The sequence below is a fragment of the Paenibacillus baimaensis genome, from assembly GCF_025567575.1.
In genome coordinates this window covers 15881-39887 of sequence record NZ_JAOQIO010000115.1, presented here as the reverse complement: position 1 = coordinate 39887, position 24007 = coordinate 15881, and the positions used below count along the sequence as shown (strand labels likewise).

At 47.8% G+C, this 24007-nt stretch carries 20 protein-coding genes; 10 read left to right on the top strand and 10 right to left on the bottom strand.

Annotated elements, in window-relative coordinates; translation table 11 throughout:
- Window positions 1-18 precede the first annotated feature (18 nt).
- From sufU to OB236_RS34240, 5 genes are all read right to left on the bottom strand, one after another.
- Window positions 19-447: a Fe-S cluster assembly sulfur transfer protein SufU gene (gene sufU / locus OB236_RS34260; protein WP_076233112.1), complete on the bottom strand. Its 429-nt coding sequence runs from the start codon at window positions 445-447 to the stop codon at window positions 19-21.
- Entirely contained in the window at window positions 434-1660 is a 1227-nt protein-coding gene (locus OB236_RS34255; RefSeq protein ID WP_262688063.1) for a cysteine desulfurase, read from the bottom strand. The genes sufU and OB236_RS34255 overlap by 14 nt, the downstream gene beginning before the upstream one ends.
- Entirely contained in the window at window positions 1657-2964 is a 1308-nt protein-coding gene (gene sufD, locus OB236_RS34250) for a Fe-S cluster assembly protein SufD (RefSeq protein WP_262688062.1), read from the bottom strand. The genes OB236_RS34255 and sufD overlap by 4 nt, the downstream gene beginning before the upstream one ends.
- Window positions 2965-2990: 26 nt before the next feature.
- Entirely contained in the window at window positions 2991-3821 is an 831-nt protein-coding gene (gene sufC, locus OB236_RS34245; RefSeq protein ID WP_262688061.1) for a Fe-S cluster assembly ATPase SufC, read from the bottom strand.
- Window positions 3822-3987: 166 nt separating this feature from the next.
- Window positions 3988-4572 carry a DUF1802 family protein gene (locus OB236_RS34240; protein WP_262688060.1) on the bottom strand — a complete coding sequence of 195 codons (585 nt, stop codon included), beginning with the start codon at window positions 4570-4572 and terminating at the stop codon, window positions 3988-3990.
- A gap of 171 nt (window positions 4573-4743) precedes the next feature.
- On the opposite strand from OB236_RS34240, the gene OB236_RS34235 reads away from it, so the two are divergent.
- Window positions 4744-4917 (top strand): asparagine synthase, encoded by a 174-nt coding sequence (locus tag OB236_RS34235; protein WP_076233107.1) that lies wholly within the window; start codon window positions 4744-4746, stop codon window positions 4915-4917.
- Between the two features lie 74 nt (window positions 4918-4991).
- Here OB236_RS34235 and OB236_RS34230 read toward each other — a convergent pair whose 3' ends face one another.
- Window positions 4992-5183 carry a hypothetical protein gene (locus tag OB236_RS34230; protein ID WP_262688059.1) on the bottom strand — a complete coding sequence of 64 codons (192 nt, stop codon included), beginning with the start codon at window positions 5181-5183 and terminating at the stop codon, window positions 4992-4994.
- 272 nt (window positions 5184-5455) lie between these two features.
- Between OB236_RS34230 and mtnK the strand changes: the two genes are divergently transcribed.
- The 6 genes from mtnK to OB236_RS34200 all read left to right on the top strand — a co-directional run bounded on the left by mtnK (window position 5456) and on the right by OB236_RS34200 (window position 13966).
- Window positions 5456-6667: an S-methyl-5-thioribose kinase gene (gene mtnK / locus OB236_RS34225; protein ID WP_262688058.1), complete on the top strand. Its 1212-nt coding sequence runs from the start codon at window positions 5456-5458 to the stop codon at window positions 6665-6667.
- Window positions 6668-6682: 15 nt separating this feature from the next.
- Window positions 6683-7771: an S-methyl-5-thioribose-1-phosphate isomerase gene (gene mtnA, locus OB236_RS34220; protein ID WP_262688057.1), complete on the top strand. Its 1089-nt coding sequence runs from the start codon at window positions 6683-6685 to the stop codon at window positions 7769-7771.
- A gap of 160 nt (window positions 7772-7931) precedes the next feature.
- Window positions 7932-9635 (top strand): efflux RND transporter periplasmic adaptor subunit, encoded by a 1704-nt coding sequence (locus tag OB236_RS34215; protein WP_262688056.1) that lies wholly within the window; start codon window positions 7932-7934, stop codon window positions 9633-9635.
- 28 nt (window positions 9636-9663) lie between these two features.
- Window positions 9664-10419 carry an ABC transporter ATP-binding protein gene (locus OB236_RS34210; RefSeq protein WP_317259410.1) on the top strand — a complete coding sequence of 252 codons (756 nt, stop codon included), beginning with the start codon at window positions 9664-9666 and terminating at the stop codon, window positions 10417-10419.
- Window positions 10420-10439: 20 nt separating this feature from the next.
- Entirely contained in the window at window positions 10440-11594 is a 1155-nt protein-coding gene (locus OB236_RS34205) for an ABC transporter permease (protein ID WP_262688055.1), read from the top strand.
- Between the two features lie 56 nt (window positions 11595-11650).
- Window positions 11651-13966 (top strand): hypothetical protein, encoded by a 2316-nt coding sequence (locus tag OB236_RS34200; RefSeq protein ID WP_262688053.1) that lies wholly within the window; start codon window positions 11651-11653, stop codon window positions 13964-13966.
- Between the two features lie 92 nt (window positions 13967-14058).
- Here the strand turns inward: OB236_RS34200 and OB236_RS34195 are convergent, their stop codons facing one another.
- Together OB236_RS34195 and OB236_RS34190 are read right to left on the bottom strand one after the other, a co-directional pair.
- The gene (locus OB236_RS34195) at window positions 14059-14493 is read right to left on the bottom strand and encodes a MerR family transcriptional regulator (protein WP_262688052.1); all 435 of its coding nucleotides are present in this window, start codon (window positions 14491-14493) and stop codon (window positions 14059-14061) included.
- A 90-nt stretch (window positions 14494-14583) separates the two neighbouring features.
- Window positions 14584-15741 carry a class A beta-lactamase-related serine hydrolase gene (locus OB236_RS34190; RefSeq protein ID WP_262688050.1) on the bottom strand — a complete coding sequence of 386 codons (1158 nt, stop codon included), beginning with the start codon at window positions 15739-15741 and terminating at the stop codon, window positions 14584-14586.
- A gap of 336 nt (window positions 15742-16077) precedes the next feature.
- Between OB236_RS34190 and OB236_RS34185 the strand changes: the two genes are divergently transcribed.
- The 3 genes from OB236_RS34185 to OB236_RS34175 all read left to right on the top strand — a co-directional run bounded on the left by OB236_RS34185 (window position 16078) and on the right by OB236_RS34175 (window position 19587).
- Window positions 16078-16797, top strand: a complete 720-nt coding sequence (locus OB236_RS34185) for a response regulator transcription factor (protein ID WP_262688049.1) — start codon at window positions 16078-16080, stop codon at window positions 16795-16797.
- On the top strand, window positions 16787-18613 hold the full coding sequence (locus tag OB236_RS34180) for a sensor histidine kinase (protein ID WP_262688048.1): 1827 nt from the start codon (window positions 16787-16789) through the stop codon (window positions 18611-18613). Before OB236_RS34185 ends, OB236_RS34180 begins: the two co-directional genes overlap by 11 nt.
- 116 nt (window positions 18614-18729) lie before the next feature.
- The gene (locus OB236_RS34175; RefSeq protein WP_262688047.1) at window positions 18730-19587 is read left to right on the top strand and encodes an SDR family NAD(P)-dependent oxidoreductase; all 858 of its coding nucleotides are present in this window, start codon (window positions 18730-18732) and stop codon (window positions 19585-19587) included.
- Between the two features lie 99 nt (window positions 19588-19686).
- Here the strand turns inward: OB236_RS34175 and OB236_RS34170 are convergent, their stop codons facing one another.
- Together OB236_RS34170 and OB236_RS34165 are read right to left on the bottom strand one after the other, a co-directional pair.
- Window positions 19687-22908, bottom strand: coding sequence for an alpha-mannosidase (locus OB236_RS34170; RefSeq protein WP_262688046.1), 3222 nt, complete (start codon window positions 22906-22908; stop codon window positions 19687-19689).
- Window positions 22909-22961: 53 nt separating this feature from the next.
- Complete coding sequence (locus OB236_RS34165) at window positions 22962-23996, bottom strand: LacI family DNA-binding transcriptional regulator (RefSeq protein ID WP_262688045.1); 1035 nt, start codon at window positions 23994-23996, stop codon at window positions 22962-22964.
- Window positions 23997-24007 lie beyond the last annotated feature (11 nt).

Here is a 24007-nt window from a genome sequence, read left to right as displayed (position 1 = left end):
GTTATATGATATTCGACTTTATTCCTGTCGTTGCGATTGTTCAATTCCCTTACGTAAGGCGTTCCATGACAACGTTGCGCACTTGATGCGTGCCGGAAATTTGTTCACCCCTGAGAGGGCCTCAATATCCTCGTATTCAAATTCTACAGGCTCGCCCTTCATGAGTGAGGAGAATTTGTCAGCCATCTCCAACGCCTCTTCGATTGTTTTGCCTTTGACAGCATCAGTCATCATCGAAGCGGAGGAAAGGCTGATGGAGCAGCCTTCACCAACGAATTTGGCAGCTTTCACCTTACCATTATCAATCTGCATCTGAAGCTGAATCTTATCGCCGCAGGTTGGATTGTTTAAGTCAATGGTGACAGCTTCATCTTCAAAGGTGCCGCGGTTACGAGGGGTTTTATAATGATCCATAATGACTCTACGATACAAATCATCCAATTGCATGGCCGAAGTACTCCTTTGTTTTTAGAAGCGAAGCAACCAGACGGTCAATATCCTCTTCCGTATTATAAAGGTAAAAGCTCGCCCGAGCCGTTGATGATACTTGCAACCAACGCATTAAAGGCTGGCAGCAGTGATGACCTGCACGAATAGCAATTCCATCCGTATCCAGTACGGTTGCTACATCATGGGGATGAACATCACCTAAATTAAAAGTAACCAAACCGGCTCGATCCGTAAGTGGTCCATAAATCTTCAAATCCTCAATCTCACTCAAGCGCTCTACAGCATAAGCAGTCAGCTGCCTTTCGTGACGTTCAATCTCATCCATTCCGATGCTTTCCAGAAAATCAATTGCGGCGCCAAGGCCAACAGCTCCAGCAATGACAGGTGTACCCCCCTCGAACTTCCAAGGGAGCTCCTTCCAGGTAGAATCATATAGATCCACATGGTCAATCATTTCGCCGCCAAACTCGATAGGCTCCATATGCTCAAGCAGCGTCTTTTTGCCATACAGGGCACCAATGCCGGTTGGACCGCACATTTTGTGCCCTGATAAGGCGTAAAAATCACAATCAAGGTCCTGTACGTCAACCTTCAAATGCGGTGTGCTTTGTGCACCATCAACGACCATCTTCGCACCATGACGATGCGCGATTTCCGCAATAGCTTTAACTGGATTCACAACACCAAGTACGTTGGAAACGTAGGTAACCGATACGATTTTGGTACGCTCCGTGATCGTATCTTCCACGTCCTGCAGAAGAATCGAACCATCCTCCTGAAGTGGAATATATTTCAACACGGCACCGGTCGCTTTGGCCACCTGCTGCCATGGAATCAGATTACTATGATGCTCCATTGGGGTAATGACAATTTCATCCCCCTCCTGACAAATCACACGTGCATAACCAGATGCGACCATATTCAAAGCCGTTGTTGTGCCGCGGGTAAAAATAACTTCTTCCGTAGAGCCGGCATTAATGAATTTGGCTACCTTTTCACGTGCACCCTCATAAGCGTCAGTAGCTCTCGAACCTAACGTATGAACACCACGGTGCACATTGGAGTTATCAAATTCGTAATAATGCTTGATCGCCTCAATAACGGACACCGGTTTTTGCGAGGTCGCAGCCGAATCCAGATATACCAGAGGATGACCGTTTACTTCCTGATGAAGGATGGGAAATAGTTGACGGATCTCTTTGGTATTCATTGTCCCAGCTTCCTTTCAACGAAGCGCTGCAGCTGTTCCTGGATGTTTTTCATTGGGATGATAGACACAACGGGTGCAAGGAAGCCATAAATAACCAGACGCTGTGCTTCTTCACGTGTAATCCCGCGGGACATCAAATAATGAATCTGCTCCGGATTTACTTGACCTACGCTGGCGGCATGTCCGGCTTTCACATCATCCTCATCGATGAGCAGGATCGGATTCGCATCGCCGCGTGCTTTTGGACTCAGCATAAGCACTTTTTCGGTTTGCTGGCCATTAGCGCCTGTAGCGCCCTTTTCAATCTTGGTGATTCCGTTAATAATCGCCGTAGCTGCATCACGCATAACGGCACGGGTAATCATGTCGCTGCTCGAGTTTTTACCAAAGTGAACGGCACGAGTGGTTACATTCAGCTTCTGTTCGTTGGTACCGACACAAATGATTTTGGCATCGGAGGTTGAGCCGTTGCCCTTCAAGAGTGATGTTGTATCTGACATGACATTGCCATAGTTCATCTCGCCGATTACCCAGTTCATCGTAGCATCCTGCTCAACAACAGCTCTCCGGTAGGAAAGATCCGTAACCGATTCGTCAAAGTTGTGAACCGAAGCATAATTGACAACCGCTCCAGGTTTCAGGATAACCTCTACAACACCGTTCTGAACAAGATGGTTCAAATCACCATGAGAAGCAAAATTATCGACATACGTAACATAAGAATGCTGCTCGGCAATGATGAGCACATGAGGCGAGAAGCACGCATCAGCGTCATCAGTCAGGAATAAAGCCTGCAGCGGCAGTTCGACTCTTACATTCTTAGGTACATACAAGAACACGCCACCGCTCCATAGTGCTGTATGAAGAGCTGTCAGCTTGTTCTCATCCTTGCTAACCACACTCATGAAATACTGCTTAACCAGCTCTGGATGATTCGTTAAAGCTGCTTCAAGGCTTGAGAAGATCACGCCCTGCTTGGTCAGCTCCTCTGAAACATTCTGGAACACGATGCTGGAATTTCTTTGAATGATCAAGCTGGCTTGATCACTGTCATCCTGCAGCAGCGCTTTGGTAAATGCAGGCAGCTGTTCTGTTGAGGTTATTTCTGTTTCTGCTTTATGGGTTCCGAAAGAACGAAGGTTCCAACGGTCAATTCTTGTTTTTTCAAGCACGGGTAATTCCAACGATCCGGCCAATTCCAACGCTTCTGAACGCAGATTGGTCATCCACTCAGGCTCTTGTCTCGATTGTGACAGCTGCACGATGGCTTGACGATCGATGGGAAGAATGGCTTGTGTAGTCATATTTATTCCTCCTGTACGATTATCGCTTAGTATTTTGGACCTGAAGTGTTCATGGGGATTTTAAATTCTTCTTCCTGTCCGCCAACTGTCTCATCGTCAATGCCCAGCTCTTCCTTAATCCAGTCGTAGCCATCATTCTCAAGACGTTCTGCCAGTTCAGGTCCGCCCGATTTCACTATACGTCCTTGCATCATAACATGTACAAAATCCGGTTTTACATAGTTAAGCAACCGTTGGTAATGGGTAATAATCAAAAAGCTGCGGTCTTCGGAACGCATCGCGTTCACACCTGCTGCAACAATACGAAGGGCATCTATATCCAAACCAGAGTCGATTTCATCCAAAATAACAACACTTGGCTCAAGAAGCAGCATTTGCAAAATTTCATTACGCTTCTTTTCTCCGCCTGAAAAACCTTCGTTTAAATAGCGGTGCATGAACTCCGGATTCATTTCAAGCTCTTTCATTTTGCTTTCCATTTGTCGGATAAAGCGGATCAAGGAAATTTCGCTGCCTTCCTCACGACGGGCATTAATTGCACTGCGCAGGAAATCGGCATTCGTGACACCGGTAATTTCACTTGGATACTGCATAGCAAGGAAAATACCTGCACGTGCTCTTTCGTCAACAGCCATTTCGAGAACATCTTCGCCATTGAGCGTGATCGCGCCTTCGGTAACTTCATATTTGGGATGACCCATGATAGTGGAAGCAAGTGTACTTTTACCAGTTCCATTGGGCCCCATGATTGCATGGATTTCTCCGCCCCTCATGGTAAGGTTCAAGCCCTTCAAAATTTCCTTGCCTTCGACAGTAGCTTTCAAACCGTCTATAGTGAATTCCGTTGTTTGTGCCATGATCTTATTTCCTCCATATTTAAAGTCTATATTTAGAGTGATTATTCTTATCTAATAATCATTATAAACTGATTATCATTGATTCTCAATGGTTTGAGAGAGCTGTTTGCAAATTATATACAAAACATGCCTCATAAAAGCAGCTTTTTGGGCTTTCTACTAGTCATTACCCTTTTAATGCATTCTTGATTTGAGCAACGGCTCCATCGAACACTTCATCTGTAATCACAGGCTTACGGGATGCGGTGTGGATCGTGCTGCTCTCCAATTGAATCCATGATTTGCAGCCTATGTAAGAAGGAATAATCGGCAGCTTGATCGACACATCCAGCTCATACACCCGAAGAAGCATCACATGAAGCGGCTTGGTGCGCTTCCACTTTAATCTTTCCTCGGCAAATGTATCTGTCCATAGATGCAGCTCGCTCAGCTTGTTCAATTGATCCTGATCTTCTATTAGTATATCCTCTACCAGCTCAGCGTAACAATGAACTTCAACCTCTGTATCCTCAGTGCTCCAGCCCTCCAAAGTCAGATCCAGCTGATATTGGTGATCCGGTTTAATCCATTGTTTTTTCTGATGCTCGTAGGTCGGGTACAGATAGAAGTTCTCGCTTTCAATATGGAAGTCCCGTGTTTCCTCACGAATCCCACCTTTTCGCATGATCATAATTTGCCGACCTGCTCGCAGCGCTTCTATAGCTACGGCCCATTCCTTTAAAGCGACCGGCTTTAACGTGCTTTCCGTCACTACTCTCGCCTCCCTTCAAAAGAAAATATGAAGCCAGCTGTAATTCACAATACTCCATTATAAGATTGATCCGCCTGACAATGCAACTATTGGCAAACATACATTTAACGATTTTACCCCAACCTATAGATGCATTCGAACATCCACTCAAAATTACGAGGAGGAACCATCATGAGAGAAGGACTTATTCCTACTGTTTTGGGTACAGCGGTGACGGCTTCAGGTGTTGCACTAAGGGGGAAGTACCCCATGGCCGCCGCAGCCGTAGCAGGCTTCGGATTGGCTCATATGGTATTGGGTGCCATCGACCTTGTGGAGCATCGGGGTCGCGGCAAGCAATTCTAAAGCTGTTTGATGCAGAATGACAAAGGAAAGGGAGGGCCTAAGCCCTCCCTTTTCATATTGTGGGATTCTCTCAATTAGCGATTTGCTTGAGCCGTCCGGTTGGACTCGCTATTGACAACGAGCACCGGCTCATGAAATCGTTCAAATTGCTGATGATTAGCTTTATAAGGATTTGCAAGAATCGGCCCCCCTTGAGCCTGCATTCCGAGCGTTAGTATAATACCTACAGCGAACACTATAGACAGTAACTTTACAAGCAGCTTCATCCTATGAAACCCTCCCGATATGAATCGTATAGGAATAATATAGTACCTGAGCGTCATCGGTATATTATCTCCAGATGTATTTTTTGTAAATGACGTTCTGTTTCAATCTTAACCCATCATCTGCTATTCCAAGCGAAGTCTCATTTTGCTATACTATAGGTTAGCAGTCTTATCGGATGAAGAGCATACTTGATGCATTTTTCCATGAAATTTTATAAGCATATGCTTACGAGATTATTAGAATACCCAACTCGAAGGAGGAATATGAAACTATGACTACATATCACGCTTTGACAGAAGCAGAAGCAGTAGCCTACGCTCGCACCATACCTGACTTATTCACCGCTGGAAGTGAGCTTTCCAGTCATGAAATCGGGGACGGCAATTTGAATCTCGTATTTCATATTTCAGAGGCTTCGACAGGTAAAAGTATTATTTTGAAGCAGGCCTTGCCTTATGCCAAGGTTGTCGGGGAATCATGGCCGCTCACGCTGGACCGGGCACGAATTGAAAGTGAAGCCTTACAGATACAAGAATCCTTATGCCCCGATCTGGTGCCGCATGTGTATACGTATGATAAAGATTTGGCCTTAACAGTCATGCAGGATTTAAGTGATCATGTTATCATGCGTAAAGGGTTGATGGATGGCAACCGCTATCCATTGTTTGCCCAGCATATTGGACGTTTTATAGCCCACACGTTATTTTATACGTCAGATCTCGGAATGAATCAGCAGGAAAAAAAGCTGCGCGTCAAGCAATTCATCAATCCGGAGCTTTGCAAAATCACGGAGGATCTGATCTTCGATGATCCTTATCGCGATGCAGAAACGAACGATATTCCTCCGGCTGTCCGCAGCGAAGTTGAGGCTCTATGGGTCGATAAGGAGCTGCTGCTTGAGGTAGCCATACTGCGCAGCGGCTTTTTGACCAAGGCTCAAGCACTGCTTCACGGTGATTTGCACACTGGCAGTATTTTTATTACTGAGGATTCCACCAAGGTTATTGATCCCGAGTTCGCTTATTATGGTCCTATGGGCTTTGATATCGGTGCGGTATTTGCCAATCTGTTGTTGAATTATGCTGCACAGGAGGGCTGGAGCCAGGATCAATTGGCACGTGATGATTACCGCGGTTATTTGCTTGGAACCATCCGTGATATCTGGCATACGTTCAGTGGTGAGTTTCGCTCGATCTGGTCGCTGTATGGCGTAGACCGCGTATTTGCTGGGGAGAACTATCAGGAATGGTATCTGGAGCAGGTGCTTCGTGACGCGATTGGTTATACCGGATGCAAAATGGTCCGCCGCGTACACGGTCTTGCCCAGGTTGCCGACATTAATAAGCTTGAGGACGAAGCCGCCAAGGATCGCGCACGGCGCATTGCGCTTCGCATCGGCACGGCCCTCATCAAGCATAACCGTCAAGCTCAATCGATTAACGACCTGTTGGAGATTGCGGCCGAAGCGATTGAACAGAAATAGAAAGGAGCATCTGGGATGAGCATACAAGATCAACAGGAAGAAAAGAATAAGGCAGCGGATTGGCTGCAGTCGGTCCGCTGGAACTCGGCGACCGATAGTTTGGATTTGCTAGATCAACGGCAGCTGCCGGATGAAATCGTGTATTTGGAGCTGACAACATCAGAACAGGTGTGGGATGCGATCAAGCAGTTGGCGGTACGCGGCGCGCCCGCAATCGGGATCGCAGCGGCGTACGGGGTTTATCTCGGCGCGCGGGATACAAGCGGCAGCCTGGAGCTGCTGCTTGCCGAGACGGTCAAGCAGTGTGATTATTTGGCGACGTCGCGCCCGACGGCGGTGAACTTGTTCTGGGCGCTGGAGCGGATGAAGCAGCGTGCCACGGAGCTTGCTTCCGCTGGAGGCGAGCCGGAAGCGATGAAGCAGTCGCTGCTGGATGAAGCGAAGCTGATCCAGAGCGAGGACGAGGAAACGTGCCGGCTTATCGGCGTGCACGCTTTGGATTTGTTCGAGGACGGAATGGGCGTGCTCACGCATTGTAATGCCGGTGGTCTGGCGACAGCCCGTTACGGCACGGCACTCGCACCGATGTACCTGGCCCAGGAGCGCGGCATCCATCTCAAGGTGTTTGCCGATGAAACCCGACCCGTGCTGCAAGGCGCACGTCTGACCGCGTTCGAGCTGCAGCAGGCAGGCGTTGATGTCACACTCATCTGCGACAACATGGCTGGAGTCGTCATGAGTAAAGGCTGGGTACAAGCAGTCATTGTCGGCACAGACCGTGTCGCGGCCAATGGCGACGTAGCCAACAAGATCGGCACCTACAGCGTGGCTGTTCTAGCCAAAGCTCACGGGATTCCTTTTTATGTGGCTTGCCCGATGTCAACCATTGATCTGAATACTGCTAATGGGGCAGACATTCCGATTGAGGAGCGTCATGAGGACGAAATTACACAAGGCTTTGGCAAACGCACCGCACCGAAGGGTGTTAAGGTGTTCAATCCTGCATTTGATATCACACCGAATGAATATGTGACTGCGATTATTACAGAAAAAGGCGTAATCCGCGCCCCTTATCACGAGAATCTAAAAAAGCTTTTTGAATAGAAACATATCGACTTTAGGCAGCAGCTGCGATCCACGCAGCTGCTGCTTTTTATTTTCTACGTATGGCTTTCACATTTTTTCACACTTCATTCACATCCCGTTGCTACAATATTAGAAAACTGGCACCCCTCTGCCAAGTCGCTTGAAAGGAGAAGCTTGAATGAAATCTCGCTATAAAATAGGGATCATAGTAGCCAGCGTATTGGTACTATGCGGAGCTGGAGCCTATTGGTATGTTTACTCTCAGCCTAAATCCCAGACTGCCAATCCACAAGAGAAAGTTCTTACTATTAAAAAAGGGACCATCCGATCTGTTGTATCCGGCACTTCTCAATTCGAGGCCAGAGATATGCAGAATATTATAGCTACTGCCGATGGTACGATCAAAACGATGAATCTGACCCGCAATCAGGCTGTCAGCAAGGGGGATGTTTTGCTTGAAATATCGGTGCCCTCTCAGGAGATCAGCCTGCAGGAGGCCGAATCCACCCTTGTGCAGCTGCAAAAGGATTTGAGCGAATTGCAAAACCAGCAAAATCATTTGCAAATCGTGGCGCCTCTTAGCGGTACCTTAAGCTTGAGCAGCAATTTGGACGTAGGCTCGAATGTCGGCAAAACGAGCCGCTTTGCTACATTATCCGATTCCTCCACGCTTATTACGAAGCTGTCTTTTGTACTGGAAAATGCGGTACAGCTTAAAAAAGGCGATCTCATTGACCTCACCGTCGACGGATTTAACCTGACGAAAACTGCTAAGGTCGAAGCTATCGGGACTCAGCCTAAAGCTGATGCCAATGGCGGCAAATTGCTTGAGGTCGACATCAAGGTAACCAATGACGGCACGTTAGCAGTTGGAATGAAGGTCAAGGGCAGCTTGCAGCTGAATGGTCGGCTTGTTGAATCGTCCGATAAGGGCGTTCTGGATTACAATTCGATAGAAACTATTCTTACAAGCGCAAGCGGTGTCATTAAAGAATTGAAGGTGAAAACGGGCAGCTATGTCAAACAAGGTGATGTGATTGCCTCGTTGTTCAACGATACACTGCAAAATGACATTGCAAGCAAGTCGTCCACAATAGAACGCCAAAAAAATACAATCAACGACCTACAGGAAAAGGTAAAGCAGCTTACGATTCGCGCTCCGTTTGACGGCGTGTTTTCTACCGATTTTGCCAATAAGAAAAGCAATGTGCTGGCCAGCTATCCAGTCGGCTCCAAGATTGAAGTGAATACGCTGCTCGGAGCTGTTGCCAGTCTTGATTATATGCAGCTGCCAATTCAAGTTGATGAATTGGACTTGCCCAATGTCAAAGCAGGCATGAAGGCCGCGGTACGCGTAGATTCGATCTCCAACAAGGTGTTTGAAGGTGAGGTCAATCAAGTATCTACCGTAGGTACGACCACGAATGGGGTTACCTTTTTCGATGCGGTGTTATCTGTCAAAAATACGAGTGAGCTGCGATACGGAATGACGGCTACAGCCGAAATTATTATTCAGGATAAAAAGAATATCGTCTTGCTGCCTATCGAAGCACTTCAACAACAGCAAGGAAAACGATACGTTACACTGCTAAAAGCGGATGGCACCAAGGAAGAGCGCCATGAGATAAAAATCGGAATCCGCAGCAAAACCGATATAGAAGTTACAGAGGGCCTGAACGAGGGCGACCAGGTCGTGGCAGCCTCACGTCAAAGAACACAAAATGCCAGTCAGGCAGATATTGACCGTCTCCGTCAACAATTTCAAGGTGGTGCTGGTGGTGCGGGAGCTGGCGGATTTCCTGCTGGCCCTGGTGGTGGTGGCGGTGCAGGTGCTGGTGGCACAGGCGGCGGCAACCAAAGAACGGGCGGGAACAATCGATAAATGTTACATAAAGGAGGTATTTCCCGGAATGCATTCCATGATCGAACTACGCAATATTACCAAGGTGTATGAACGCGGCGCAGAGAAGCTGCACATCTTAAACGACCTCTCGCTGTCTGTCGCCAAAGGCGATTTCGTTGCTATAATTGGCCCCAGCGGCTCCGGTAAATCAACGCTTATGAATACGATCGGGTTATTGGATATCCCGACTTCCGGCAGCTATCTACTCGATGGCGTAGCTACCGAAAAAATGAGTGATAATCAGCTGGCAGAGCTGCGAAACAAAAAAATCGGCTTTATTTTTCAACAATTCAATCTGCTGCCCCGGCTGAATGCTTTGGAAAATGTCGAGCTTCCCCTGATCTATTCAGGTCTCGGCAAAAAAGAGCGACGGGAAAAGGCAATGCGCATGCTTGAATTGCTCGGAATGGGTGCGCGTGGTCATCACAAGCCAAGTGAGCTATCAGGGGGACAGCAGCAGCGCGTTGCCATTGCCAGAGCGTTGTCAGGCTCTCCCTCCCTGCTATTGGCGGATGAACCAACAGGCGCGCTCGACACCAAGACAGGCAATGAGGTTCTGGAACTGGTCATAGAGTTAAACAAGCAGGGTAATACGATTGTGTTGATTACACATGACAACCATATTGCCGAGCATGCCAGAAGGGTTATTTCCATTCGGGATGGTGCGATCGTCAAGGATGAACGACTTTTGCCGCTTCCTGGCGAACAATCGCTGAGTGATCCCCCAACTGCATTCACTAAACCTTCTGAGGTGCAGGCATGAATCCGTTGGAATTATTGTATATGGCATTACGAACAGTAACCGCAAATCCGATGCGGACTATACTGACCATGCTGGGTGTTATTATCGGGGTCAGCTCCGTTGTCACTTTGGTAGCCATCGGGCAAGGAGCAAGCGCTCAAATTGAAAAACAATATGAAAGCCTCGGCACCAACCTGATTGTCGTCAATACGCTGGGCAACGGCCGCGCCACACAGCTTGATTATGACGAGCTGATGTCGCTTGAGCAGCTGCCCGAGATCGAAACGATCGCGCCCACCATGGTCAAAAGCAATTCCAACATTAAATACGATCGTATCCAGGAAAAATATACGGTAGTTGGTACCAATGACCGTTATCTGCCACTGATGAAAGGGGAGCTGGCCTCAGGCCGTTTTATTCTTGAGGCGGACATGGAGTTTCGCAATCCAGTGGCTATATTGGGCAGCACGGTAGCCCAGTATTACTTTGGAACTCTGGACCCGATCGGCGAGGATATCAATATCGATGGCATCGTGTTTACGATAGTTGGAACCTTAAAAACCAAGGGCTCCAACATGAGTGGGGTTTCATTGGATAATTCCGTCTTTGTTCCTTTGGAAACGGCACGACGTGCCTTTAAGCTTGGGAATATTCGTACGACTTATTTGGAGGCGCCTACCAAAGAAGAGTTGTCCGCCGCGCAAAATACGATGAAGCAGTATTTGAGCTATAAATTCAAAAGCGAAACCGGATTTCAACTAGTGAATCAGGATGAATTGATGAACGCCCGCGTAGCGGCATCCAGCACCTTGAATAATCAATTGATTAGTGTTGCTTGTATTTCATTGCTTGTTGGCGGTATCGGAATTATGAACATTATGCTGGTGACGGTTAGTGAACGGACACGGGAAATCGGAATCCGCAAATCAATTGGAGCGAAACGCAGAAATATACTGCTCCAGTTTTTAATTGAAGCCACGGTGATCAGCGGTCTGGGCGGGATTATTGGCCTGCTGCTGGGAAGCGGAATTGCCATCGCTTGGCCGATGATCAATCCGAAGCAGACCACGCAGCTTTCCTTTGAGGTTAGCCTGTATGCCTTTTTATTCTCAGTTGCTGTAGGTATGATATTCGGGCTCTACCCTGCCAATAAAGCATCCAAGCTGCGTCCCATAGACGCACTGAGGACCGATTAGCGCAGTTACGCTTACGAAGATAGCTTTCCTGCGGAAAGCTTTTAGGAGGAAACCACATGAAACGCAATGATAGATGGTCATTACCTGCAAAAAAATGGCTGGTAGCAGCAGCGGTTTGTACGAGCAGCTTGTTAGCTGTCACACCATCGGCTATGGCCGGGAAAGAGGGTGTATTTGTCGCCACAGATGCTTATTTCACTCTGGAGAACGCCGCTTTTACTTCCGGGAACGCTTCAAGCTCCATACAATTTTCATTGAACATACACAATGGCAGCGAGAGCGATATAGATTTTAATAGCTATGGAGTTCGTATTGTTGATGGACAAGGCAATCTGTTTCCTGCCCAATTGACAAGCAAGCAAAATGCTCGCGTGAAGTCAGGAAAGGATCAGGAGTTCCGTTTTTATTCAGAAATGGCAGCGGGAGAACACCCTGATGAGCTTACTATCAATTTGTTTGCATGGGATGACAGTCAGCCTACTTTTATGAGAAGCATTGGCGATTTATCGGTTTCTAACGCAGTCACTTCCTTCTATGATGCATCCAAGCAAATTCTGATTCCCATGAACGAGCTGGATGCGTCTTATTCGAAGGAAGTTCAAGTGGCTATGCGTCTCGGACGCAGCTACAAAATTAACGAAAATGGCAATAGTTACATATATACTGAATTATTTGCTCAAAATGGAGATAAAGCGACTTTAAGCCTGCCTAACAGCTTGCAGTTTCGTTTATACGCTTCCGATTCATTGAAATACAGCAGCTCCTTCGTTGAAGGCAGCCAGCAATCTCTACTGCCTGGCAAACTAACCAAGCTTATGATCCGCACCCCGGTACCCGACAATTTTGTAATGAATAGCACACGTATGGATGCTTTTTACGTCAGCGAAGCGGAGGATCATGTACTTGGAACATTGGCCCTAACCGAAACCGAAATCAAAGTGCCTGTGGGCAAAGAGCAGCCCTATTCCTTGTTCGGTACTGACAGCAGCCTCATGGTCGTCGCGGACAAAGTGATAGCAGTCAAACAAACCGAAGGCGTTCTTTTACAAACAACAATTAAAATCCGTAATGATAGTAATGCCGCTGCAGCGCTCCCCGCATTAACCGGGTCCTATCAGTTTGGTACAGGGGCCATGGAGGCAAGCCAGGAACAGTCACTGCGAAGCGGCTTCCTGTCACCAGGTCAGATTGCAAACGTCCAGTATTCGATCCTGCTGCCTGACGGTATCGAGCCTCGAACCGTTAGTCTTGTTTTATTTGAGAACGCCACTCCGGTAACCAATACGAATACCAACAATAACAATTCAAACAATAATACATCAAATAATAATGGCAACGGCTCAAGCAGCGGAAATGCGAATACATCCAGCAGCAATTCAGGAGCAGCTGCAAATTCCGGCAGCAGCTCGACGGTTAACGAATCGGCAGCCAATGGCGGTACTGGTGGGAATACGAATTCAGGTACAAATGCTTCAAACAATACAGGCAATGCAAGCTCCAACACAACAAACCGCAGCAATACTACGGTTAAACGTCCTGTTATGCTGTTTGATTTGAGTCATGTGGAATATGCGAATAATGCTGCGATACAGGCCAAGCCCTATGAAATGGGGACACCTCTGAGCTTTGCTTCTAATGGCTGGCTGGACACGAATATCGGCGTATCCTTAATGGAGCTTCATATCCATGAAAACAGTGATTTTGGTTATCGAACCGCTATTGCCAAATACAAGCTTACCAACAATGGAGGCAGCCCCCTTGCACTGCCAACACTTGGAACCGAACTCATTAATGGACAAGGACTTGCTTTTGCCGGAGTCAGACAATCAGCAGCCATCAGTCAAATCATGCCGAACACAAGCTATGTCGTATCCTACTCTTACATGCTGCCTACCACGGAAATGGGCACCCAGCTCGCGCTGAACGTATTTGACCCTAAATCCACGGCTGCCAGCAAGCTGTCTGTCGGTACGTATCAGGTAGTCGTACAAGGGGAATCGATTGATAAAACCATTAGCTTGTATCCGTTCCAACTTAGCTTTGATGCTTATGCCATTACAACCTTATACAGCTCCAATGCCTACAACTATGTATTGAAAATGGACTTGACCGTAAACCGTCAGGAGCAGGTTATCGTTGATCCTAATTTCTCACAGCTTGAATTCGAGCTGGTCGATGGGCTTGGACGTTCTCTGGGGTCGCAAACAGCCAGCTTCACAGGAACCCAGAAGCTTATAACCGGAAACCAAAAAATCACCTTCAGCAGCATCAAAACCGAGCAATTTGAAAATGATTTAACGATCAATGTGTATGAAACGATCACGACGCCTAACGGTCCTGCCAAGCGGCTCGTCAAACAACTGCGGCAATAACAGCTAGTGAATTAAGCTCAATCCCTGTTAAACCGACAAGGGCTGACCCCAGAATGACTTTTGAATCAGCCCTTGTTTATTTTTTTAACAAATCACTTCTGTAACATCGGCTTTCGTACATGTTCACTTGAGATCGAACAGGCTGGCTCAGCGGAGCTTCCCGTTTTGTTGAATCTCGATTCGAAGGAATCAATAAAATCAATAATCTGCTGCAAGGAAACCATTTGATTGTAGATTTTTTCCTTATGGCTCTGAATCTTGGCATACAGCTCAGGAAATTCAGTGAGATCATCGTCATACGATAAATTCAAAAAAGGCTTCATTTCATCCAGCGACATTCCCGTTTTTTTGAGACATATGATGAGCTTCATCGTAGCAATATCCTCAGGATGATAGATACGATGTCGGTTTTCCTTACGTTCTGCTCGCGGAAGAAGGCCGATTTTCTCGTAATAGCGAATCGTATCTTCTGATAATTCGGTCTGCTCCGCAGCTTCTTTAATCGTGAATACATGAACCTCGCCCAATCTGTTCACCCACCTCTATCTTCAATTGATTCGATTATATAACTTGGAGTCAACTCCAAGTCAAGTATCGTATACTTATCCATTTCCCAATTATTTATTCAATGGTCTTTGTGTGCTGTCCATACCTGCTGCAGCTTTGGACCGGAAGTCGGCGTTCTTAAGCAGTTCCACTTCAAAAGCGTTCAAGCTGGCACTCAGCTTCATCGCCTGTATTTCGTCCAGATTGTTGAAGAAGATCGCAAGCTCCGTCCGTTTGCCCTCTTTGTCGGTCGCGTACATCGCATCTGTAAGTACAAATGCAGTCGATCCGCCCTTGCGACCCGCATGTTCAAACATCGAACGGTTTGCCGGATTTTCCATAAGTCCCTCCATAAGGATATCCAGGTTCTTCTGTACAGCTGGAGCGAAATAGGTTTTGCCGTTCATTTTTGCTTGCAAGCTGGCGTAATCAGCAGTCGATGCCGCAATTAGCTTATCCGAGTTCATACGGTCCAGCTTCTCATTGTACCAGTCCTTGATGTTGGCTTGCCGCTTATAAGCGCCATCGTTGTCTTGCCTCAGCTTCTCATGAATGCCCGCCGCCTTTACACGAAAAACATCTATTGGCATGTCTTTCAGCTCCGTTATGGCCTTGGCCAGCGCATCTTTCCGTTCTAATCCAGGGTAGGTTTGCATCAACTCATAGGGAATAAGTAAGCTCGAGACAAACGGATACAGAGGCTCGTGGCTTTTCATACCCAACTCACCGATGTTCCGGTTAATGTTCGCTAAACCAAGCTTTTCCATCAAGTACTCCGTATTTGCATTTGAGCTAAACATGATCATTCCCTTAGCTACTTCTTCTAACGTTACAGCTCCGTCTCTTACCCGCTGCTTGCTTTCCATATCACTAAGCCAGGAAGGATGCGCACCCCCGTCCAAATCTGGCAAATAATACGACTCCAGCTTTTGCAACAATACCGGTTCATCCGGCTTAACCGTTCCCGCTGCAGCCTGCTTCGCGTATTCGATAGCGACGATGATTTTGACTGTGCTGGCTAGCGGCATCGGCCGATCCGGCTCAGTTTGCGCCACGATCACACCATTGCTGACGAGGGTGACGGAAGCTTGCTCCGGATGCTTTTTTACAAATTCCCACACGTAATCAGCATTTGGCTTCCCCGCCCACACGAGGGTCCCAATGATCCATCCAGCTATAGCAATAATTAGTGCGACAACAATGATGACGATCCACACCCATTTTTTCACCCTTTACCCGCTCCTTCATCTCTTTGCGCTCTTTTCGCCTTCTCCTGTTATCTTAAAACATTCAGCTTTCTTGAAACGAAACCTTGTCTTACGTTTACCTTACTTTTGTAAGTTCCTGAGAGCAGAGTTGAAGTTGTCTATGGCTAACCAGCGGCATGTAGGAGAGGAATGACTGTGCCTGTTATAAAACCTCTGAAGCCATTTCGTTAAGGCTCCGTTAAGATTTCGTTTGTCTGTACGTAAGAAATCGATGATACAATAAAACTTGAGGCTATTACTTGATGCAAGCCTATTTAAAGGATTCAAATACACTCATGGCTAGGAGCGGTACGAACAATGAATGACGCCAAGCTGCTGCTTGTCGATGACGAGCCAGCCATTTTGCGAATGCTCCAAACGGTGCTAACCAAAGAAGGCTTTACCCATATCGATATGGAATCGTCCGCGGAAGGTGCGATAGCGGCATGCCGAAGCAAGACCTATGATTTTATCCTGCTTGATGTGATGCTGCCTGGTCAAAGCGGATTCGACATCTGTCCGTTTATTCGCGCAACGACGGATGCCCCGATCTTTTTTGTCACGGCACGAACGACCGATTTTGATAAACTGACCGGCTTTGCTGTCGGAGGCGATGATTATATCGTCAAGCCCTTCAATCCACTTGAGGTAGTTGCCAGGATTAAAGCTCATTTGCGGCGTTACCAGCGGCAAGCCGCTCCGGTCTATCCCGCATCCGTGGTTCATCATTTTGGACGTTTTGAGGTGGATGAAGGCGCCGGCGAGCTCAGAGTTGAGGGTATACCGGTAGATTGCCCCGCTCAAGTATTTCAGCTGCTTCTTTTTTTGTGTAAGCATCCAAACCGCATGTTCACCAAAAAAACGCTGTACGAACGTGTATGGGGCCAGGATAGTCTAAGCGATGACAATACCGTGATGGTACATATTCACCGGATTCGTGAGCGGATCGAACGTTATCCTGCCAAGCCAGAGTATTTGCTGACCGTACGCGGTCTCGGCTATAAGCTGGTGCGCAGAGGTGAGACGCGTGAGCGATAAACAAAAAAGCATAACCGACAGTAATCTGACAGCTAGCAAACCGCTCTTACTCCATCGGAGACCTGACTCATTACGCATCATTACCAAACGGCTGATCACTCAGTTCGTCGGCCAATTCGCGATCGTCGGCTTTATTGCCTTGGTGCTTATGGCCGTGGCCCTGTTCTTTATGCTTATAAGAATGAGCCAGCTCGATATGAATCGCAGCTTCACCAGCTCAGGCTTGCAGCTGCTTGTAGATTCATTGGAAATCAAGAGTGGGCAAATTACATTTGACCCCAAGCTGCTAACCGAAGTGAAGGAAAGTGGAGGTTGGCTGCAAACCTTAGATGAGCGCGGCAACGTTACTTCTTCGCATTATACTCCCGTCGATGTACCGAACCATTATAATGCTGGCGAGTTGGCGGCCATCTGGTCACGCAAGCGACCTTTTCCGTATTCGCTGTATATTTGGATTGAATCCAAAGACGGCGTTGATTACACACTGCTGTACGGAACCCAGGACACAGGCCACTTACTCGCGCAAAAAGCTGCTGAATCCGCGCTGATAACAGATCGAACGATCCAGCTGCCGAATAATCTGGAACACGAAATCAGGGAAAGCGGAGGCTGGCTGCAGCTGCTGGATGGCGATATGAAGGAGCTTGCCTCATTGGGCAAGTCAGAAGGAGCGCCTTCCTCATATAGTGTGCAGGATTTTATATTGCGGTCGGAATATGCGGATCGGTATGCTGCCAAATTGTCATCCTTTTTCGACGAGCGTACAGCACAAACATGGGTTCTTCATATGCCCTTACCCGCCAGCTCACACAAAGGTTTATTCGGCTCCATACAATCTGTGATGATATTCGGATTTGCCGGTTTGCTTGCTGTTGTCCTGCTTGTTTTTATCATTCTTGCCTTTGTGTATGCTCATCGATTCGGTACGCCGATTCTGCATATGATGGATTGGCTGCAGCACCTGGCAAATGACGATTATAAGGAGCCGACCGATCGTAAAGGCCGACCGAGAAGCATTCACAAGGATCAGAAGCTCAAAAGACGGTATCGGTTGTTTACGGAAATTTTCATTTCCCTTTCCCGATTGTCCGATACGCTTAAACGCAATGAGGATATGCGAATTAGACTGGAAAGAACAAGGGAGGAATGGATTGCCGGAGTTACCCATGATTTGAAAACGCCGCTGTCCTCCATCATAGGATACGCTCACATGCTGGAGGCTGATGATTATGAATGGACGCGTGAAGAGGTGCGCGAATTCGCAGCTATTATGAAGGAGAAAGCGTCCTATATGGACGCGATGATCGGAGATTTGAGCATTACATATCGGTTGAAAAATGAAGCTCAGCCGCTTTCCTTTGAAAGAGTTGAGATGAATGCATTCATCGAGCGAGCCATCATACGGCTGCTGCAGGACCCGCGTTTGTCGGCTGCCAACGTCGCCTTAACCAGAATGGATCAGGAGCTGTACTATCCGATTGATCCCGGATGGTTTAACCGGATCATCGATAATATCGTAGCCAACGCAGTTCTGCACAATCCTCCCGGCACGGCCGTCCGTATTTCGCTATCCACGCAGGACGATCAAGGTTTCGTTATCCTGGTCAGTGACAATGGACAAGGCATGGACGAAGCGACTGCCGAGCTGCTGTTTGAACGGTATTTCCGGGGAACGAATACGGAAGAAAACGATCAAGGAACCGGACTCGGTCTGGCCATTGCCAAACAGCTAGTACTGACACATGGTGGTACTATCGAGGTACAAAGCGCCTATGGCGCAGGTACAGTTATTCGCATGGCTTTTCCTCCGAAGTAACGTAGGCTTCTCTGAATATGTCTTTTACCACGCTTGACTTGGAGTCGACTCCAAGTTATACACTGAATCCATCGAATCGAAACCTGAATCGAAACTAAACGATGGAGGTCATCATAATGAAGACAAAGGGACAAGATCAAACTGCTCTTATTACAGGTGCAAGCAGCGGAATCGGGCTCGAATTAACCCGTAAAATGCTGGCAGAAGGTTGGCAGGTCATTGCACTGATCCGCTCGGGCTTCCCCGAGGACGACACACGGATTCAGAAGTGCCTTGACGCAGGGCAGCTTAGGATTTTCAAAGCTGACCTTACCGATTTCAACAATTTGAAGCATGCTCTGCGCCAGATCAAAGCTGCTGAGGTGAAGATCGATCTGTTGTTCAATAACGCAGGCGGCAGCTTCCCGGAGCTTAGCTTTTCCAAACAGGGACGTGAGATGCATTACGAGCTGCAGACTGTAGTACCCTACATTATTTATATGGAGCTGAAGGAGCTTGTTCAACGGGGAGACTTGAAAACCATCGTGAACACCTCTACCCATGCTTTTAAATATTTCAAGCATTTTGATCCCGACACACTGGAGCATCCTGCCGTATTCAAAAAGTTATTCGGTCCATATGCAGCTTCCAAGCTCGCGCTTTCCCTGTGGACGCAGGAGATCACTCCTATAGTCGCCAATGAGGGAATCAGGATTCTTAGTGTGGATCCAGGTGGCAATAACACGATCAGAAAAGGTAAAAATCCAGGATTGCCGTTTTATATTAAACCGATTATGCAGCTATTTTTTCCACACCCGAGTAAAGGAGCTTCGCTTCTGTACGAAGCTGCTTTGGGTGAAACCAACCATCCGTCTGGCGTCTTTCTTGTACAAGGAAAGGTCACGGAGTTGAAATTCGGCGAGCATGGCCGTAACCTATTGGAGACAATAAGTTCCATCTACCAACGGGAATTCACAGCAGACGGAACGATTTAAATGATTGTGTAAAGTTCAAAGCCCGCAAAAAAAGCCTGACGTCCAAGCAAATTGGAAGTCAGGCTGTCTTTGTAGTGCTGCTTATATGTCGACTTAGACTTAGCCTTTGACAACATCAATCAGCAGTGTCTTGATCTCATAAGGTTTAATAGCCAGACGAATAACGGAGGTGTTCGACGATTCACCAATCGGCCGCTCCATCAAGTCGCATTCCTGCCAGCCGCAAATCGTGTAATCACTGTTCAATTCAATCGTACCGCGCTGTCCGCCAAACTCGTGGAAGCGCAGTACAACGCGACCATCGTCCTCGGATTTTTTCACGGCATCTACATGCACGTATCCGCCCGTTAATCTGAATAACGATGCAGGCGCATCAGAAGCACCCGGCTTGCTCGACATTGGGGCGTTCAAATCCCAAGCCTCAACAGCCGTTCCGCCTTCAATCCAATCTCCCGCATGCGGCAGCAAGGAGTAAGTGAAAGCATGATGCCCTTGGTCTGCCTGATCATCGGGAATCATTGCCGATTTGATCAGTGTCAGCCGCATCACATTGTCCTTAATATCGTAGCCGTATTTGCAATCGTTGAGCAGACTCACTCCATAACCACGCTCGGATAAATCAGCCCATTGGTGCCCGACAACCTCAAAGCGTGCATAATCCCAGCTAGTGTTCCAATGTGTTGGCCGTTTCACATTCCCATATTGAATATCAAAGGTCGCTTCCGTCGAACGTACCTCAACCGGGAATGCAGCTTTTAACAGCTTGCGCTGCTCATGCCAATCGATTTCATTCACAAAATCAATTCGGCGTGAATCGCGATAAAGAACCATTTGCTGCACGATGGAAGAATCCTTGTAAGTCCATTTAAACGTCACAACAGCACGAAGCGGTCCGATTTCACTAATGACAGCTGAAGTTAAATGAGTAATTTCTTCCTTCTTCTCCTGGTAATAAATATCAATATCCCAAGCCTCATGTCTGCTTTTCGGTTTATCCTCAAACACCTGCAGCACGTTGCCGCTGAAGCCCTCCGCCAACACTTCACGCTGTGCCATTTTGTCCCAAATCGAAGTCAATTGCCCTTGTCCATTCCATGTCAGTACGTAATGAGGCGTTTCAATCCCATTGGGCAATGAAGTGAACACTTCTGAGTACGAATCCGTCGTGATAGGCTCACTGCTAATAAGATTATTGGATACAGCGTAAATCGTCGAATAACCCATGGAGGCAATTCCGTTCAACTGCACCCACCATCCGGCAGCATCCTGCTGTGCAATGAGGGCATGACCCTGCGCATCAGTCCACTCCACATGACGATTAGCTGTCAGGAAACTATCGTACCTGACTTGCACCAGACCTGTTCTTTCCCAGCCTGCGCTGTTCCATACCGTATATACCGCTTTGTCTTCAGAAGCTTGCGATGTGCTTGCTGTATTGGCTGAGTTAGTGGCAGCAGACGTGACAATTAGCGCTTCCTCGGCTTGGTCGCATGCGAGCTGCAGCAGCTTCTCTGCTTCTGCATATTCTAGCGTCGAATCCTCATAAACCTCTTTAATCGAAGAGCCTGGAATAATATCATGGAACTGATTCCGAAGCACAATTTTCCAGGCCTCGTCGATTTTTTCCTTTGCATAAGGATTCCAATTTCCTTGGATTAAGCTGCCGATAACGGCCAGCCATTCCGCTTCGCGGGCAAGCAATTCCAGCTTACGATTCATCAGCTTGTTATATGCCTGGCTCGTATAAGTACCACGATGCAGCTCCAGATACAGCTCTCCATCCCACGTATGCACATACTCCTTTGTTTCGGCTATCGTTTGGTGCAGCTCGGTGAAATAGTCATCCACACGACCTGTGGTTACTTGCGGAATACCTGGCAATTCAGCAAGCCTGCGGCGCAGCTCCAGCATTTCTCTATTAACACCACCACCACCGTCTCCATATCCATAGGCCAACAGCAGCTCCTGATTGACACCCTTGTCTCGATACGTTTCCCAAATCCCATTAACTGATCTGGCTGTTACCTCTCCGTTATACGTATACAGCCAGCCGCCATCACCTGCATCAGGATCAGGTGTCGTAATAAAATGCGTTAATACCTCTGTGCCATCAATCCCCCGCCATTGAAAAGTATCATGCGGCATACGGTTATATTGATTCCAGCTAATTTTGGTCGTCATGAAGGTATCGATCCCTGATTTTCGCAAAATCTGCGGCAGCGCCCAGCTGTAGCCAAATACATCAGGCAGCCACAAATAGGTGCATTCCGCACCAAATTCCTCACGAAGAAACCGCGTACCATACAGCAATTGTCTGACCAAGGACTCCCCAGAGGTCAGGTTGCAATCCGCTTCCAGCCACATGCCGCCTCCAGCTTCCCAGCGTCCTTCCTTGACTCTCACCTTGATTTGCTCATACACTTCCGGATAGTCGGTTTTGATATATTCATACAGCTGAGGCATTGTCTGTAGGAACACATAATCCGGGAACTTTTCCATCAAACGCAGAACCGTCGAAAAAGAACGCACCGCTTTCTCCCGCGTATGCTTAAGCTGCCACAGCCAAGCCACATCAATATGCGTATGCCCGATACAGCGGACCGTCACGGCATGATGCTTTGGAAGCTCCTTGACCGTTGCCCTCAGCAGCTGTGCCGCGGCGCTTACCGATGCGTAAAAATCATCCGAGCCCGGTCGGGACCAATCCACTAACAAAAAAGCCTGATCAACCGCAGACAGCAATGTCTGCCGCTCCGGTGAATGCTCATGAATCACTTTGGCAACACTGAGTGCTGCACGAGCTGTATAATACAGATCATCTGCCGTCTCATCCAGCCAGCACAGCTCGGCACGCTTCAATTGATGCTCCATAATCGCCTTGGAATTATAGCCGCCCAAACCGCTCCACAATCTGAAGCATAGCCCCAGAGTTGCTCCCGCCGCCTCTTCGAAAAAAACCTCCTGATGATTGGAGTCGACACCTTGATAAGGTTGTCCATTCACATACAGCAGCGACTCAAAACCTGAGCTTCCTCCTGTTTTACCAAAATCAAACCGGCCCAGCACCTTCCTGCCCTGCCATTCCTTCGGCACCACCACATCAGCTGCCAGCCACAGATAACGGTCACGACCCTGCCAATACTCGCCCAATGACATTTCCTTCGTATCTGGAGACTGCGTTAAAGGTAATACGGGGCGTCCACCAATGTCACCATCGGGATCCTCCAGGCTTTGAAAAGCTGGAATCGATAATCGATCTCTATAACGAAATTCATCAAGCTCAAGCACGCGGGCATTCAATTTTTCCCAAACATAAAACATTCAGATCACTCCCTGTATTGGATATAACACGTGTTATTAAAATTCAAAAAAAATTAGCTGCCGACACTATCTCTAACTATAAGCTGTGAGGACACCATCATATCACTATGATCTGTAAACGCTCTGCGACCATCAATCGTTTCCAATATTCGTTCCGCTGCCAGACGGCCCATCTCAACATAGGGAACCTCTACGGACGTAATCGTCGGGTACATATGCTGGTTGATCCGCTCCGTATTGTCGGCTGCCATCACATGAATGTCGCGTCCAACCTCAATTCCAAGCAGCTGCGCTGCGCGGCATATATACACAGCCCCTCTTGACCAGTTAGTCAATACGGCTGATGGCTTACTGCGTTCAGAAACCCAGTCTGTCCAAAATTCACGCCGCTGCTCCCATGGGCCATCCGCCGCCGATAGCATGCAAGGCTCCAACTGCTTGTCTGCCATCCATTGCTCATAGGCTTGTCGCCGCTGCCGATCCCCACTACCGAGCTGAATATGCTCATGGTACAGCTCCAGGTATACAGGTGCCAGCCCCGTTCGTTCCCATATAAAATCAAGAGCACGATGAATACTTTCCCGATAATCCATTAATACCGAAGTAATCTGATGATGTTCGGGATAACCTTCTACAGATATATAAGGCAGCTTGTGGCTGTTCACCAATTCCACCCAGGATTCACTTACTTGATTCGGGCGGTCCAGAGCGACTATGCCATCTATCCGCCGCTGCAGGTACAAATCGAGCAATCCCTCCAGCTTCTGATGCTCCGACGGACCGAACGGATACAGCAGTACATGGTAACCCTGACCTGCACATGCGGCCTGCATACCTTCAAGTACCTGCAAAAAAAGCAAATTCGTCACATTGCCATACGCAGCCAGGCATCGGCTAAGACCTGTCTTCATCCCTCTTGCCTGTGCATCGACCTGATAGTTCAGCTCACGAATCGCTTCCAATACAGCCTTCCGCTTTTCTTCACCAACCCCAATTCCCTGGGTTCCGTTTAACACAGCCGAAACGACACTTCGGGATACACCGGCACGCTTGGCTACATCAAAGCTGGTTACTCTTTTACCCGTCATGATTAACACCT